The 14779-nt window shown below is 71.6% G+C and carries 13 protein-coding genes; 1 reads left to right on the top strand and 12 read right to left on the bottom strand.

The window, feature by feature from the left end:
• The first annotated feature begins 63 nt into the window (after positions 1-63).
• The gene (locus AAFX79_11090) at positions 64-1431 is read left to right on the top strand and encodes a tetratricopeptide repeat protein (GenBank protein ID MEO1009107.1); all 1368 of its coding nucleotides are present in this window, start codon (positions 64-66) and stop codon (positions 1429-1431) included.
• Between the two features lie 22 nt (positions 1432-1453).
• Here the strand turns inward: AAFX79_11090 and fabG are convergent, their stop codons facing one another.
• The 12 genes from fabG to AAFX79_11030 form a co-directional block, all read right to left on the bottom strand.
• Positions 1454-2200 (bottom strand): 3-oxoacyl-[acyl-carrier-protein] reductase, encoded by a 747-nt coding sequence (fabG, locus tag AAFX79_11085; GenBank protein ID MEO1009106.1) that lies wholly within the window; start codon positions 2198-2200, stop codon positions 1454-1456.
• Positions 2201-2376: 176 nt separating this feature from the next.
• Complete coding sequence (locus AAFX79_11080; protein ID MEO1009105.1) at positions 2377-3669, bottom strand: hypothetical protein; 1293 nt, start codon at positions 3667-3669, stop codon at positions 2377-2379.
• Between the two features lie 161 nt (positions 3670-3830).
• A complete protein-coding gene (locus AAFX79_11075; GenBank protein MEO1009104.1) occupies positions 3831-4757 on the bottom strand; it encodes an ACP S-malonyltransferase in 927 nt (308 codons plus the stop codon).
• A 163-nt stretch (positions 4758-4920) separates the two neighbouring features.
• Positions 4921-5937 (bottom strand): beta-ketoacyl-ACP synthase III, encoded by a 1017-nt coding sequence (locus AAFX79_11070; protein ID MEO1009103.1) that lies wholly within the window; start codon positions 5935-5937, stop codon positions 4921-4923.
• On the bottom strand, positions 5934-6974 hold the full coding sequence (plsX, locus tag AAFX79_11065) for a phosphate acyltransferase PlsX (GenBank protein ID MEO1009102.1): 1041 nt from the start codon (positions 6972-6974) through the stop codon (positions 5934-5936). Before plsX ends, AAFX79_11070 begins: the two co-directional genes overlap by 4 nt.
• Before the next feature lie 96 nt (positions 6975-7070).
• Positions 7071-7271 (bottom strand): 50S ribosomal protein L32, encoded by a 201-nt coding sequence (gene rpmF / locus AAFX79_11060; protein ID MEO1009101.1) that lies wholly within the window; start codon positions 7269-7271, stop codon positions 7071-7073.
• 148 nt (positions 7272-7419) lie between these two features.
• On the bottom strand, positions 7420-9066 hold the full coding sequence (locus AAFX79_11055) for a methyltransferase domain-containing protein (GenBank protein ID MEO1009100.1): 1647 nt from the start codon (positions 9064-9066) through the stop codon (positions 7420-7422).
• On the bottom strand, positions 9060-9791 hold the full coding sequence (locus AAFX79_11050) for a methyltransferase domain-containing protein (GenBank protein MEO1009099.1): 732 nt from the start codon (positions 9789-9791) through the stop codon (positions 9060-9062). Before AAFX79_11050 ends, AAFX79_11055 begins: the two co-directional genes overlap by 7 nt.
• Positions 9775-10914 (bottom strand): radical SAM protein, encoded by a 1140-nt coding sequence (locus tag AAFX79_11045; GenBank protein ID MEO1009098.1) that lies wholly within the window; start codon positions 10912-10914, stop codon positions 9775-9777. Before AAFX79_11045 ends, AAFX79_11050 begins: the two co-directional genes overlap by 17 nt.
• Positions 10911-11819, bottom strand: coding sequence for a hypothetical protein (locus tag AAFX79_11040; protein ID MEO1009097.1), 909 nt, complete (start codon positions 11817-11819; stop codon positions 10911-10913). Before AAFX79_11040 ends, AAFX79_11045 begins: the two co-directional genes overlap by 4 nt.
• Positions 11820-11822: 3 nt before the next feature.
• On the bottom strand, positions 11823-13193 hold the full coding sequence (locus tag AAFX79_11035; protein ID MEO1009096.1) for a UDP binding domain-containing protein: 1371 nt from the start codon (positions 13191-13193) through the stop codon (positions 11823-11825).
• A gap of 124 nt (positions 13194-13317) precedes the next feature.
• On the bottom strand, positions 13318-14688 hold the full coding sequence (locus AAFX79_11030; GenBank protein ID MEO1009095.1) for a class I SAM-dependent methyltransferase: 1371 nt from the start codon (positions 14686-14688) through the stop codon (positions 13318-13320).
• Positions 14689-14779: the final 91 nt, after the last annotated feature.

The raw sequence follows: 14779 nt of genomic DNA, 5'->3' as shown, positions 1-14779 counted from the left end.
CGCTCCGCGTTGAACCCCGGCGGGCTCGCCGCGTAAACTGCCGGAGGCAGGATCGGGGTAGGCATGAGCGACTGGATCGAGGCCGAGGCCCACGTGGAGCGGGCCCATTCGCTGTACGAAGCGGGCCGCTGGGCCGAGGCTGCCGCCGCGCTCCGCGAGGCGATCGCGCTGAATCCCTTCCAGCCCGATTGGCAGTTCAATCTGGGCGTGGCACTCGAGGCCGACGGCCGCTACGACGAGGCCGCCGACGCCTTCTCCGAGTCGTACAACCTCCGCACGGGCGACTTCAACGCCGCGATGGCGACGGGCGTGAATCTGGTCCGCTCGGGCCGCACGCGGGATGCGTTGGGATGGTTCGACAAGGCCGAGGCCGCCGAGCCCGACGAGGTGTATCCCGCGATTGCGCGGATCGAGGCCTTCGCCGAGCTGGGCGAGCACGACGACGCCGAGCTTGCCTTCTACATGCTCCAGCAGCGCAAGCCCGAGTGCGCCGAGGCGTACTCGGCCATCGCCGGCTCGCTGCTGACGCGGGGCAAGCTCGATCGCGCGGTGTGGTGCCTCCGCGAGGCCGCTCGCCTCGAGCCCGAGCTGCCCGGCGTGCAGGCGAAGCTGGCCGAGGCCTACTGGCAGACCGGCCGCCACGAGCGAGCACGGCAGCTGTTCCTGATCGAGCTGCGCGAGGACCCGGGTGACATCCGCGTGCTGATGTCGCTGGGTCGCCTGCTCGTGGAAATGCGGCGCCTGGACGAGGCGCGAGAGAAGTTCGGCCGCGTGCTGGAGATCGAGCCCGACCACGCCGAGGCCCACGCCGAACTGGGCCAGCTGTACCAGAAGCGGGGGGATGCGTCCCGGGCGATGGTGCACCTGGACGTTGCGCGGCGGCTGGAGCCCGGCAACGGCGAGGTCGCCCGGCGGCTCGCGCGGCTGATGCTCGCCGCGGGGCCGGCCGATGCCCAGGCCCAGACCGTCGAGCTGCTCGAGGCCGAGGTCGATCGCGTCAACCGGGACGGCGGAACGCCCGACGGGCCCGCGCTGGCCGAACTGGGCGAGCTGCTCATCGATGCCGGCGCCGAGAAGCTCGCCATCCGCGTGCTGCACCGGGCCGTCCGGATGCGTCCCGGCGATGGCGCACTGTGGCACTGGCTCGGGCTCGCGCACTTCCACGCGGGCGAGCGGCTGCGTGGCATCGAGGCGACCCGCGAGGCCGTGCGACTGGACCCCCGCTTCGTGCCGGCGATGCACAACATCGCGCTGGCGCTGATGCGCGAGCAGCAGTGGGGCCGCGCCCGCTACTGGATCCGCCAGGGCCTGTCGGTGGACCCCGACGACGCCTCGATGCGGCGGCTGCAGTTCCAGATCCGCGCCCACCGCGTCGCGACGGCCGCCCGCTGGTTCGCGATGGAGATCCTGCTCCGGCGGCGGGCTGGGTAGCGCTGGCGATCGCCGCTGCCGCTCAGCACATCGTCAGGCCGCCGTCCACGCACAGCACCTGGCCGGTCAGGAAGCCGGCATCGTCGCTACTGATGTAGCTGACGGCGGCGGCGATGTCGTCGGCGGCGCCCAGCCTCGGCACGCTCATGAGCTTGAGGACGTGGTCCTTGGCCTCGTCGGGCAGGTTGGCGGTCATGTCGGTCTCGATGAAGCCCGGCGCAACGACGTTGGCGGTCACGCCCTTGCTGCCGAGCTCGCGGGCGAGCGTCTTGGTGAGGCCGACGAGCCCGCTCTTGGCGGCGGCGTAGTTGGCCTGGCCCGCGTTGCCGACGACCGCCGTCGTCGACGCAATGTTGACGATGCGGCCGAAGCGGTTCTTCATCATGCTGCGGGCCGCGGCGCGGCAGGCGACGAAGGCGCTGGTGAGGTTGACGCCGAGCACCTCGTCCCACTGCTCGTCGGTCATGCGCAGCGCGAGCGTATCCCGGGTGATGCCGGCGTTGTTGACTAGCACGTCGAGCCGGCCGTGCTCCTTGACGACCGAGTCGATGCCGCTGGCGAGGGCCTGGCGATCGCCGACGTCGACGGGCAGCACGCTGGCGGCGCCGCCGGCGGCCTCGATTTCGGCCTTGGCCTCCTCGAGGGGCTGGGGCGAGCGGCTGGCGAGCACGACGTGCCGGCCATCGGCGGCGAGCCGCTGCGCGATCGCGCGGCCGATGCCGCGGCTGGCGCCGGTCACGAGCGCGACGCGTTGGGTGTCATCTGCCATGGGTGGGGCCTCCGCGGCGGGCCCGGCGGGGCCCATCGAAGCGTCGTGGAAAGACAGCGGGGCGCGATCGACGCGCCCCGCGTGGAGTCAATGATTGGCCTCGGTTCGCCCGGCGTCGCGGGCACGCAGGAGCGAGTGTGCGGCCAGAGGGCCGCTACGGAGCGCTCAGGGACACATCAACCGCCGCCGGGGATGCGGATGGGCCCGCGGGGCGTCGTGCGGACGCGGCCGCCGCCGTCGTCCTGGGGCTGGGCCTCGGGCTCGGGCTCCTCGGGGCCGATCTGGCCGGCGTCGTCTCCGCCGAGGTCGACCGCGGCCGCGACGGCGGCGATGCTGAAGCTCTGCGAGCCGACCGAGCCGTCCATGGCGGTGGCGCGGGCGGCGGTGGCGTTGACGGTGGGCGCGCCGCTAAAGACCCAGGAGCCGCCGCTCGGGCGGGCAGACCAGCCGGTGATGTAGGCCTCGCCCGGGGTCTGGACGGCGAGGATGATGGCACCCGCGGCGTCGACATCGCTCGCGAAGCCCGAGGATGGCGCGGGCGAGCCCACGCCCGCCGCGGCACCCGCGAGGTCGACCTGCGCGAGCCGGCGGATGGAGGTTGCCACCTGTCTGACGTTTGGATCCACGCCGGCCTCGGCCTCGATGCCCTGGAGGAGCCGCACGAAGACCTCCATTTCTTCGACGCTGCCGGCGCCGCCCGAAAGCGAATCCTGGATGCCCGAGCCCGGATCATCGAGCTGGGCCACGATGTCGTCGGCGCTGGCATCGGCGGGCATGTTGAGCGCGCTCGCCAGATCGCTGCGGAGCGAGGCATCGGCGGCGAGCACGGAACGTGCGGCGGCGTTCATTTCCCGCTCGAATCGTGCCTGGTCGCCGCCGAACGCCGCCATGGCCTGGACCATGTCCTGCATGACCTGCATCATCTCGGGCGGCATGTCCTGCAGGCCCGTGGCGAAGGCATCGGCCATGCCCTGCGACAGCGCTTCGAGCGAGCCCGGCTCGAAGCCGCCCGCGCCCGGTAACGACGCCGCGGGACCCACGCTGATCCCCTCGGCCTCGGCGTCCGGCGCCAGGAACACCAGCCGCACCTGCTCGACCTGGTCGATGGCGTCGTACCACCCGCCGCTGAACAGCAGGTCGTCCATCACGCCGCGGGCGCTGGCCGACAGCATGCCCTGGAACGCCTCGTCGTCGCCCCGCGCGAGCGCGTCGGCGAACTCGAAGGACGCGCGGATGAACGGCTCGTGCTCGGCCAGCACGCGGATGTCCGGCGAGGCCGAGATGCGGGCGTCCACGTCCATCGAGGCGAGCACCTCGGTGGCGTCGACCATCGGCGGCGGAGGCGGCGGCGGAGGCGGCGGGGGTGGGGGCGGCGGGGGCGGGGGCTCGCTGCAGGCCACCAGCACCGCGGGCACGGCGGCGGCAACCAGCCCCAGGACGCGGACGACACCGTTGCGGCGGATGGACATGCGTGGCTCTCCAAAGCAGGCGGCCGGCGAATCCCGGTCCGCGGGGCGAGGCCGCCCCCTGCCGAGTCGATTCGCCGCGGCATCGGCGGCGGTTCGGCCCTGGTGGATGGTGTGGCCCCGGAGCAGCCTAGGGGCGAATGCCGCAGCCGGGGCCTCTCTGGCTATCCCTCCGGCTGGTCGTGCGTCGCGATGCGGACGGCCCGGTCGATCCGCCGCATCATGCCCGCGAGGCTCTTGCCGGGCGCCAGCTCGTGCCAGGCGGCATCGGCGAGGGACGGCTCGGCCCGCAGGTTCGCGCAGCCGTCCGCCCACCGAACGGGGTTGGTGAGCTGCTCGGCCAGCCGGCGGCGGATGGAATCGGGGTCGGCCTCGTGCGGCCGCGCGGTGACGTTGGACGATACCGGGCAGCCCGGGGCCCGCACGGGCGTGGTGGCCAGGGCCTCGGCGAGGCGGTCGGCCGCGGGCTCCATCAACGGCGAGTGGAACGCCCCCGCCACCGGCAGCGGCGCGGTCCGCAGGCCGTCGGCCGACGCCCGCTCCTGGGCGCGGGAGATGGCCTCGGCGTCACCGCTGAGCACGACCTGGCCCGGTGCGTTGAAGTTGGCGCAGACCAGCACGGCGCCCTGGCGGGCCTCATCGCAGACCCTCTGGGCGGCGGCCTCATCGGCGCCGATGAGCGCGAGCATGCCGCCCGGAGCGGCCTCGGCGGCGTCCTGCATCGCCCGGCCGCGCAGCGTGACCAGCCGCAGGCCATCCTCGAAGCTGAAGGCGCCCGCGAGGTGCAGCGCGGTGTATTCGCCCAGGCTGAGGCCTGCGGTGGCGGCGAGCGGCGGATGGTCGCCCCAGCCGTGCCACGACGCCACCGAGGCGACGTAGATCGCCGGCTGGCTGACGTCGGTGCGGTTGAGCGTCTCGGGCGGGCCATCGAAGCACAGGGCCGACAGCGGCGCGCCGAGCTCGTCGCCCAGCACGGCGTCGGCCTGCTCGAAGATCGCCCGGGCGGCGTCGCTGGCATCGGCCCACGCCCGGCCCATGCCCACCGCCTGGGCGCCCTGGCCCGGGCACAGCACCACGATGGCGTCGCTCATGGCCGGTCGCCCTTCCCGTTGCTCGTCGCGCCGCTCGCGGCTAGAGCAGATTCGATGCAGATGTAGCGTGTGCGTCCGTCTAGGCCCGCCGGATGCACTCCGGCGACGCCGCACGAGAGCGAGTGTGCGGCCGGACGGCCGCTACGGAGCGCTCGAAGATGCTCTAGACCCGCCACAGGCTGCTGCCCCACGTGAGCCCGGCGCCGAAGCCCAGGAACATCACAAGTTGTCCGGGCTCGATGCGGCCCTCGGCCCTCAGTTCGGCGAAGCACAACGCCACGCTGGCCGCGACGGTGTTGCCGTAGCGATCGATGTTGACGTGCAGCTTGCTCTCGGGCAGGCCGAAACGCTCGCGGGCGGCATCGAGGATGCGGCGGTTGGACTGGTGGCACACGTAGTGGTCGATCTGGTCGGCGGCGAGGCCCGCCTTGTCGAGCGTCTCCTGGATCACGTCGCCGAAGGTCGTGACGGCGAACTTGAAGACCGCGCGGCCGTTCATGTGCAGGCTGCCCAGATCGAAGCCGTCGCGCTCGTGGTCGAAGTCGGGCGGGAAGTCGGCGTCGGCCATCGGGACGAACAGGTCGGGCCAGCGCGCGCCGTCGGTGTGCATGGCCTGCGCCTGCACGCCGAGCGCATCGTCGTCGCAGCCCTGGATGATCATGGCGCCCGCGCCGTCGCCGAAGAGGATGGAGGTGCCGCGGGCGCGGTTGGAGTAGTCGACGTGGCGGGTGATGATGTCCACGCCCACCAGCCCGACGGTGCGGGCCGTGCCCGCGCGAACGAGGGCGTCGGCGGTGTTGAGGGCGAACACGAAGCCCGAGCAGGCGGCCGACAGATCGAACCCGCCCACGGTCCCGGCGCCGACGGCGGCGGCGATCTGGCATGCGGCCGACGGCGTGGGCATGTCGGGCGTCATCGTGGCGACGACGATCTGGTCCAGGTCGGTCGGGCCCAGGCCCGCGTCGTGCAGCGCGGCCTCGAGCGCGCGGCTGCCCAGCATGGCGGTGCTCTCGCCGAGTTCACGCTTGGCCACCCGCCGCTGGACGACGCCCGTCCGCTGGCGGATCCACTCGTCGCTGGTGTCCATCATCCGCTCGAGATCGGCGTTGGTCAGCAGCGTCTGGGGCAGCGCCATGCCCGACCCGACGATGGCCGCGCCCGGAAAGCCTCGGCTGGTCATGCCGACTCCCGCACGAGATCGGCGTCGACGGCGCCCTCGACCTCCTCGAGGCGGGCGGCGATGGCGTCGTTGAGGCCTGCGCGGAGCGACGCGAAGCCGTTGCGGATCGAGGCGGCGATCGTCTTGGCCTTGCTCGAGCCGTGCGCGATGATGTAGGTGCCGTTGACGCCCAGCAGCGGCGCCCCGCCGAGTTCCTCGTAGTCGCTCTTGCGATAGAGCGACTTGATCGCCGGCTCGATCTTGAGCGCCAGTTCGGCATCCATGTCGAAGATGGCGTGGGCGACTGCGCCGAAGAGGCTCCGCGCCAGGCCCTCGGCCATCTTGAGCACGGTGTTGCCCACGAACCCGTCGGTGACGACCACGTCGGCGGCGCCGTCGAAGAAGTCGCGACCCTCGATGTACCCGATGAAGTTGATGCCGGGCGAGGCGGCGATGAGGTCCCGCGAACGCTGGATGAGGTTGGTGCCCTTGCCCTCCTCGGCCCCAATGTTGAGCACGGCCACCCGGGGCGATTCGATGTGCAGCGCCTGGCGGGCATACGCCTCGGCCATCACCGCGTACTGCCACAGGTGCGTCGGCTTGGGCAGCGGGTTGGCGCCCGCATCGCACAGTACGATGGGCCCCTGGAAGCCCGGGATGGTCACGGCGATGCCCGGGCGATGCACGCGGGGCAGCCGCTTGAGGTGCATGATGGCCGCCGACACGCAGGCGCCGGTGTTGCCCGCGCTGAGCACCGCGTCGACGGGGTCGCTGGACTTGTGCGACGCCAGCGCGGCAGACCGCACGATGGACGAATCGGTCTTGACGCGTACGGCGCGGGCGGGGCTCTCGCCCATCTCGACGACCTGGGTAGTGGCGATCACGTCGAAGCGACCCGAGTCCACGCCCTGCTCCCGAGCGACGTCGAGGATGGTCGGCTCGTCGCCCACGAGCACGAGGCGGTCGCCCTCGTTCAGGGCATCGAGGGCCTGGAAGCAGCCCGCGAGGATGGCGTCGGGGGCGTGATCGCCGCCCATGACGTCCACGGCCAGTCGCATCAGGCGGACTCCCGGCGGCCCCGGAACACGAGGCCGCGTGTTCGGCGGCCGGCGGACGACGGCTTGGTCAGCACCCGAACGCCGCCGGCGGGGCGATCACGCACGCTCGACGCCGATCCCGAGCTTGGGAACGACGATGGTCAGCCCCGGGCGGTAGTAGCCCGACTGGCGGCACACGCGGTGGTGGCCCTTGGGCATGCTCGTCACGGGGCACAGCGTGACCGACACGCCCTTGAGCGAGTCGTGCGAGCGGCGGCGGCGGGTTCGGCCGTGCGATTGGCGTTGCGCGGGAAGCATCGAAAATCCTCGGTCTGCCGGACTGCGACGCGTTCAGGCCGACGTGCAATCCAAACAAAGGACGAATGATACGGCCGGAGCCTCGTGGACGATGACGATAAGCACGGGCGCACGGCCCGTCAATCGTGCGGCGGCCAAGGGTAGTGGTTCAGACGGGGCCCGCCGCCGAGGCGGCGACGCCCTCGATGTACACCGAGATCGCCTCGGTCAGGGGGTTGTCAAAGCCCGAGACCGGGAAGCCCGACGCCTTGTCCATGGTTGCGGCTTTGGCCATGCCCGCGTGCCGCGAGCGGCCGAAGCACGCCGGCTGGACGCGCTCGAAGCCCGCCCACATCAGCAGCCACTGGAGCGAGTAGCGGTCCCAGAAGAACCAGTGGCGGTCGTGGGGCTTGGCCTCGACCTGCGACGGCGGATCGCACGGGTTGCCGCCCAGGGCAACGACCGCCCGCTCGACGCTCGGAAAGTGCCGGGCGAACGTCGGGTCCGCGAGCAGGGCGTCATCGCCGTCGTTGTGGGCCCGCACGAGCCGCTCGCAGTCGGGCAGCACCAGCCGCAGCACGCCGCCGGGCTTCAGCACGCGGCGGCAGTCCCGCACGAGGGCGGCGGCGCGATCGACGGGTAGGTGCTCGAGGGTGTGCGAGCAAAAGATGGCCTCGACCGACGCGTCGCCGTAGTCGGCGAGCAACCGCTCGGCCAGGTCGTAACCCAGCGTGGCGTCGAGGCAGATCCATCCAGGCTGCCGCCATCGGAAGCCGCCGCCGAGGTTCAGCCGGACCGGTGGCTCGTGCGTCGGACACAGGGCCGCCCGCACGATCGACCCCGCAACGGAGATGCCATGGCAGGTCTGGCTCGGGTCGTCACCGAACACCATGCCGCCGACGACCGATGCCGCATCAACATCGATCTCGTAGAGCGCAAACGGGCTCGTGCCGACGAGGACCCGGCCGCCGCCGAGGTGCAGCATGCCGCGGACGAAGCCGGGCTTGGCGTGCCTCGGCGGGGCGGCGTGGGGCGGACGGGGGATCGCGATCGAGGCGAGCATGCCGCCGCGGTCGGTCGCGCCCTCGGCGTACACGCGGACGGCCGACCGGCTCGAATCGCTGACGATCAGCCGCCCGTCGGGCAGGAAGCAGCCGTCGTGGGGCATCTGCAGCCGCTCGTCGCGGAACACGACCCGCTGGCGGGGCCACACCTCCAGCAGCGCTTGCTTGCGGCACGCGAAGGCGTACAGCGTGTCGCCCCGCCACTGCAGCGTATTGACGTGCAGCTGGTCGGCCCGGCCCGCATCGACCTCGGCCTGCAACGCGGTCTGCATGATCGCGTGCAGCTCGGCATCGGGCTCGTAACGGTGGGGGTTCAGGCCGAGCCGGTCGACGATCTCGTCGCAGTCGGCCAGGTCGATCCGGCGGCGGACCTCGAGCGTCGCGGGATCGACCGCGAGGATGGCATCGGGCACGCAGGCGTTGTACCACAGCAGGCCGTCCGGACCATGGATCGCATAGTGCCCGCCGGATCGCTGCGGCAGCCGGCGGCCGCGGCCGGGCGCGAGCGCCTGCGCATCGAGCGAGAGCAGCCCGCCCTGGGTGAGCATGCACGGCTCGCCCGCGAGTTCCAGCACGCCGCGGACGCCGCGGTTGTACCGCGTGGCGCTATCCGGATCGGCGTCGGCATCGAACAGCTCGGGGGCATCGACGCGGCGGACGACGCGCTTGGCGTCCCAATCGACGAGCAGCGCGTGGCCGCGATAGTCCGCGTGCCGGGCGGCCCGGTGCTCGCAGCACGCCCAGATCAGCATGCCGACGGGGCCTCGGCGTGTCCGGCTGGGTCTACTGATCGGCCACCGCGAGCGACGAGCACGGCGTTGCCACGGGGATGCACACGCTGCCAGTTGTCCTTGATGCCCGGCACGTGCCACCTCCAGGACACCGAGGCGAAGTGCCGCGACAGCGCGTCGGCCCACCACGCGGCGGGCTGGCGGATGACGTGCGTGGCGTCGCGCTCGTAGGCCTCGATGGTGTACCGCTGGCCGTCGCCGATGGGCACGACCACCAGGAGCGTGCCGCAGCGGGCCGACAGGGACTCGACGACGCCGTCGATGGCCCCGTGCGGTACGTGCTCGAGCACGTCCTTGGCCAACCCGAAGTCGAACCGCGGACGGCCCGGCCAGCGCCGCAGCTCGTCGATCAGGTGCACGCGGTCCACGACGGCCGCGTCGGCGTGCTCGATGGCGTAGGGCGAGATGTCCACGCCCTCGGCGTCCCGCCCGAGCATGCACATCGCCTTGACGACGAAGCCCTTGGCGCAACCGAAGTCGAGCACGCTCTGGCCGCGGCGGATGCCCAGCGTGTCGATGATGGTCATCGCCATGGGGATGGTCAATTCGGGCAGCCAGCGGTAGTTGCTGTAGCCCGAGACGCCCGCCTCGACGCCTCGCTCGTAGTAGGTCTCGTCGTAGGCGACGACGGGCCGGGCCTCGATCTGCGACGCCGGCCGCGTCGCGAGTTCAGACAAAGTTCTCATGCCGCATCTCCGCGTGCTCGAACTCGTCGAAGTGCTCCTCGCCCTTGCGGACGTAGTCGTCCAGCATGTTGACGGTGCGGGCGAAGACGCAGCCCGTGCAGTGCACCGTGGCGTCGAACTTCTGCTCGATCCTGCCGTCGAGGTAGTCCAGGATCTCGTGCGGCCGGCAGACCGCGAAGATCGACTTGAACTTCATGGCCTGGTCGTTGAGGACGACCGAATCGCACGGGAAAACCAATCCCGGCTCGCCGCTCTCGGGGTCAACCTCCTCGGACAGGTAGGGCCGGAAGAACGACTGGTGGCAGGTGCACTGCGTTGGGGCCGAGTGGATCTTGACCTGGTGGAAGAACTTGCCGCCCGCGGGCATGGCATCGAACAGCGACTGGAGCCGGCGATGCTCCCGCACCAGCTCGGCCTGCGGCAGCATGCAGTCCGGCAGCACACGCACGTACGAAACGCCGTTCTCGTCGGCGATGCGGCCGACCTTCTCGAGGAACTCGTCGTCGCTGTTGTCGCCCGAGTGGCAGAGCGACATGCCCACGACCGTGCCCGCGCCCACGCGATCCATGGGCACGGTGATCCGCCGCTCCCAGTGCTCGAAGCGGTTCATGGAGATCCGCAGCCAGCTCAGGCCGTCGAGGATGCGATCGGAGACCCGCTTGAATTGCGTGCCGTTGGTGATGAGCGCCAGGTCGAGCCCCTCGTCGAGCAGCCACTCGCCCAGCTCGTTGAAATGCTTATACACCGTGGGCTCGCCGCCGCCCGTGAGGATGACCGCCTTGAGGCCCCGGCTCTTGAGCTTGGTGACGTAGTCCTGGATCGTCTCGAGCGGGATGGTGCTGTGGAACGTGCGGTGCGTCACCGAGCAGTAGTCGCACGAGAGATTGCATCGACCCTCCGGCGCGATGTGCGTCGAGATCACGCTGTGGCCCGTGCCGTCGCGGTAGCCCTCCATCGCGGCCCGGTGCTTCCAGAACTTGACGCCCGTCGACGTGAACCTGTGCTCCTGCTCGCTGGGCCGCAGGTACCGCTCGGCGATCGCGGCCTCGATCGGGTCGACCGTGACCACCGCGCTGCTCGAGAACAGCGGCGAGCCGTTCACGGAAAGGGTGACGTCGCTCATGCGGCGCCCTCCGCGACCGGCTCGCGCCGCTCGGCCTCGAGCCACTCGGCCAGCGGATCGTGCTGCAACCGCCACCGGATGCTCGCCGGCAGGTCGTCCAGCGGGTACGGCTCGGCGGGCGCGAACGCGTCCGGGTAGCCGATCGACGGGCATAGGTCGGTGCGTCGGTTCGCGTGCCAGTTCCACGGCCGCCACACGTCCTCGAACCACTCCTCCCGCGGCGTCGAGTCCAGGCCGAGATCCCGGCTGAAGCTCAGCCCGGCCAGGTGCTTCCAGAACATGGTCCGGGCGCTGCTCGCGTAGCCGAAGTTGTGCACGCGGACGCGCTCGGGCTGCACACGGCGGAGGTCGTCCCGCACGCTCATGAGCGCGTTGCCGGTCTCGCCGATGGTCGTGCGATCGGTGATCCGCCGGGCGACCGCGTAGGGGTTCTGCCGCCGGCTCACGTACCTCGGCGAGCGCCAGAACAGGTCGTTGATGGAGAGGATCTCGTCGGCGTCGCCCTCCATGGCGTGCAGCAGCGCCGCCATGGCGTCGGCGTGCCAGACCTCGTCGCATTCGACCTGGAGCACGTGCGTGCAGTCGTACCCGGGAAGCACGTAGCGGTCGACGAGCGTGCCGAGCTGGTTCTTCAGCAGCGCGTCGTGGGGGTTCTCGATGATCCGGATCTTGCTGGCCGCATCGTGCTCGCTGGCCCAGGCACGAATGGCATCGCCCACGCCGTCGATGTCGTGCGGGAAGAAGACCTCGCGGCCGAAGTACCGCACGGAGTTGCGCCCGCCGAAGGGACGCCGGCCCACGAAGCACAGGATGGCGTCGCACGCGTCGTACACCGATGCGAGCGACTCGGCGATGAAATCGCTGCCGTAGAGCAGCCGGTAGACGCCAACGACGCGGACGCTCATGGGCTACCCCCTGGCCATCGCCGACTGGGTCTTCGGCTCGATGGCGGCGGCCGCGTGCGCACTCGATCGCGGGCCGATGCCGATGGGCACGTACTCCACGCCCTCGGGCAGGTCGTTCGCCGACAGCATCCGCCACGGATCGATGACGGTGTCGCCCCGCTGGAAGGTGTGGCCCGCGTAGGTGGGCCAGTTGGTCGAGATGAAGTACAGCGCGGGCGTCGCGGGCAGCACCGCATCGGCCGCGAGCACCGGATCGTGCAGCACGGGCGTCACGCCGCGGGCCTCGAGCGTCCGTGCCAGCAGGATGGCCGGGCTGCCCTGCGTCTGGTTGGTGCCGGGCTTGAAGGCCATGCCCAGCAGCACCACGTCGCGCCCCCGGCGGTGCTCCTCGATCAGGTCCGCGAGCCATGCCGTCTGCTCGTCGCGGCCCCGATTGATGATGTCGAAGACGTCGAATCCGATGCCGGCGCGGCGGGCGGCGAAGGACATCGCCATCTGGTCGCGACCGTGGCACGGGCCGCCGTCGGCCATGCCGCCGTCCATGTACTTCGTGCTGATCAGGCGATCGGTCGCGAGCTTGAGTGCGCCATTGACGACGTCGCAGTCGCAGTCGTCGAGCTTGTGGCACAGCTCCATCACGCCGTTGGCGAAGAGCACCTTCAGGCCAAGATAGGTGTTGTAGCAGAGCTTGACGCACTCGGCCTCGGTCCAGCCCATGTTGCGGATGGGCTTGTCGTGCAGCGATCCGTACAGCGCCTCGGTTGCTCGCTCGGTGCGCGCGCGGGCCCGATGATCCGGCGCATGCCCCGCGAGCACGAACTCGGGATCGAGGAAGTTCCGCACCACCGTGGACTGGCCGATGAAGAACGGGTTGTAGACCAATCCCCAGTTCGCGCCCGGCGCGGCGGGATCGCCCGCGTGCTCGGCCATGGCGGGCAGCAGCGTCTCGATGGTCGTGCCGGGCGTGACCGTCGACACGATGAACACCGTGCGGAAGACGCCGTCGTCTAGGTCGGCCAGGCAGCGGGCAACATCCGCGACGCACCGGCGGATGGGCTCGTTGTCGAAGTCCCGCGGCACGCCGTCGTAGGGCCGCGAGCCATCGTGCATCGGCGCGTGCGGCGTGGGCACGGCGACGAGGATCGCCTCGCTCTTTGCGATCGCCTCGCGGAGGCTGCCGGCGTAGTGCATGCGCTCGCGGCAGGAGGCGTACTGGTCCGCGAGGCCCGGCTCGAAGGGCGTCACCTCGCCGCGGCGGTAACCATCGACGAGGGCGGCATCGGTGTCGTAGCCCCACACCGTCCGGCCGCGCATCGCCAGCCCGACGGCACACGGGAAGCCCAGCTTGCCGAGCCCGATGAATGCGACGTTCACGGCGTGCGGCCCTCCGATGGCCTCGCGCACGGCGACCCCGCCGCGGCTCGCTGCCCGCTCCTAGCGCTGCAGGAGCTTCGGCTTCGGGCGGCGGCGTGCTGCAGAAATGGCCCGTCCGATGGGCTCATGCGCCGCCGGAGTGCAGCACGCGGACGCCGCTCCGGGACTCGATGGTGCGGTAGCCCGCGGCTTCCCCTTGACGCACGCCGGCATCGAGCGCGTCCTCGGGGCCCTCCAGCCGGACGGCGGCGTGGCCCAGCTGCGTGACGGCGGCCCACAGCGTCGGCCAGTCGACGCCCGCGTCGACCCGCAGCGGCGTTGCGGGCACCCGCGCGGCGCCCGCCTTGCGGCAGACGGCCAGCAGGAACTCCGGCTTGCCGCCGCCGCCCGACCAGTCGTCCCGCTCCGCACGCGCGGGCTCCAGCGGCCACATGCCGGGCGGCAAATCGGCCGCGAACACCTCGTCGGTTGGCAGCTGGCCGACCCACCGGTCGACCACGAATCTCGACTCGAGCAGGCGGCGGAACTCCGCGAAGCCGAAGTCGTGCACGTGGTAGGGTGTCGGGCCGAGCCGGTTGGGCGTGCTGATGGCCAGGACACCATCCGGGGCCAGCACGCGGTGGAACTCGGCAAGCAGGCCCTGCGCGTCGGCGACGTGCTCGACGGTCTCGAAGCTGGCCACCAGATCGATGCCGCCGGTCTCGAGGCCCGTCTCGGTCGCGTCGCCGCAGCGGAACACGGCCCGGCCGCCCGCGTCGTGCCGCCGGGTGGCGTAGTCCACGGCGTGTGCGTCGAGGTCCACGCCGACGACCTCCTCCGCGCCGCCGATGCGGGCGAGCAGGGCGCTGCCGTAGCCGGTGCCGCACGCAAGGTCGGCCGCCCGCCCGCCGCCGCGATCACGCAAGAGCTGGGCCGCAAGCTCGTACCGACGAGCGTGCAGTTCGGTCCGCGCCGGCGGAATGACCCCGGCGAGCGCATCGTGCCGCTCGGCCCGGTTCTCGACGAGCCAGGCGGCGTCACTCCGGGCCATCCCCTGCTGAACGAGCCGCTCGGCGGTCTCGCCCGCCCCCCAGATCGAGTCATCGGGTGCGTACAGGCCCACGACCTCGACGCCCGAATCCGCGAACAGCTCGCGGGCCCTCGCGCCCAGTTCCTGCTCGTGCTCGATCGTGCTGAGCACGACGGCGTCGAACGCCGGCGCGGCGTCGGCAAGCGCCGCATGGGGTTCCAGGACCGGTACGCCGGCCATCGACGCGCTCCGGGGCCGATCGTCGAGCACGGCCGCGACCTCGATGCCGTGCACGAGCCAGGGCTGGCGGATGACGCCCCGGGTGTGGCGGCCGCCGGGATAGAGCGCGATGCGGCGGATTCCCCGCGCCGCGAGCCACGCCGCGGTGCGGTCGAGCAGCCGCTCGCGGAGCTGGGGCACCAGCGGCAGCCTGGGCGCAGCGGGGTGCCAGGGCGGCGCGATGTCGGCGGGGGCGGCGGTGCTCACGGGGAGCCTCATCGGCCATCTTCTGCAGCACGGTGGAATGCGGCACCGATGTCGCCCCTATGTCCGCCCTCCCCGCCGTCCACACGCCGGC

This window comes from Planctomycetota bacterium (assembly GCA_039819165.1).
Lineage (GTDB): Bacteria > Planctomycetota > Phycisphaerae > Phycisphaerales > UBA1924 > JAHCJI01.
The sequence above is the reverse complement of the archived record's forward strand: the minus strand, read 5'-3'. Positions and strand labels throughout refer to the sequence as shown.

What these genes read in the sequence shown, in the direction of transcription:
- AAFX79_11090 (MEO1009107.1), top strand. Translation starts at nt 64, where the DNA reads ATGAGCGACTGGATCGAGGCCGAGGCCCACGTGGAGCGGGCCCATTCG.
- fabG (MEO1009106.1), bottom strand. Translation starts at nt 2,200, where the DNA reads ATGGCAGATGACACCCAACGCGTCGCGCTCGTGACCGGCGCCAGCCGC.
- AAFX79_11080 (MEO1009105.1), bottom strand. Translation starts at nt 3,669, where the DNA reads ATGTCCATCCGCCGCAACGGTGTCGTCCGCGTCCTGGGGCTGGTTGCC.
- AAFX79_11075 (MEO1009104.1), bottom strand. Translation starts at nt 4,757, where the DNA reads ATGAGCGACGCCATCGTGGTGCTGTGCCCGGGCCAGGGCGCCCAGGCG.
- AAFX79_11070 (MEO1009103.1), bottom strand. Translation starts at nt 5,937, where the DNA reads ATGACCAGCCGAGGCTTTCCGGGCGCGGCCATCGTCGGGTCGGGCATG.
- plsX (MEO1009102.1), bottom strand. Translation starts at nt 6,974, where the DNA reads ATGCGACTGGCCGTGGACGTCATGGGCGGCGATCACGCCCCCGACGCC.
- rpmF (MEO1009101.1), bottom strand. Translation starts at nt 7,271, where the DNA reads ATGCTTCCCGCGCAACGCCAATCGCACGGCCGAACCCGCCGCCGCCGC.
- AAFX79_11055 (MEO1009100.1), bottom strand. Translation starts at nt 9,066, where the DNA reads ATGCTGATCTGGGCGTGCTGCGAGCACCGGGCCGCCCGGCACGCGGAC.
- AAFX79_11050 (MEO1009099.1), bottom strand. Translation starts at nt 9,791, where the DNA reads ATGAGAACTTTGTCTGAACTCGCGACGCGGCCGGCGTCGCAGATCGAG.
- AAFX79_11045 (MEO1009098.1), bottom strand. Translation starts at nt 10,914, where the DNA reads ATGAGCGACGTCACCCTTTCCGTGAACGGCTCGCCGCTGTTCTCGAGC.
- AAFX79_11040 (MEO1009097.1), bottom strand. Translation starts at nt 11,819, where the DNA reads ATGAGCGTCCGCGTCGTTGGCGTCTACCGGCTGCTCTACGGCAGCGAT.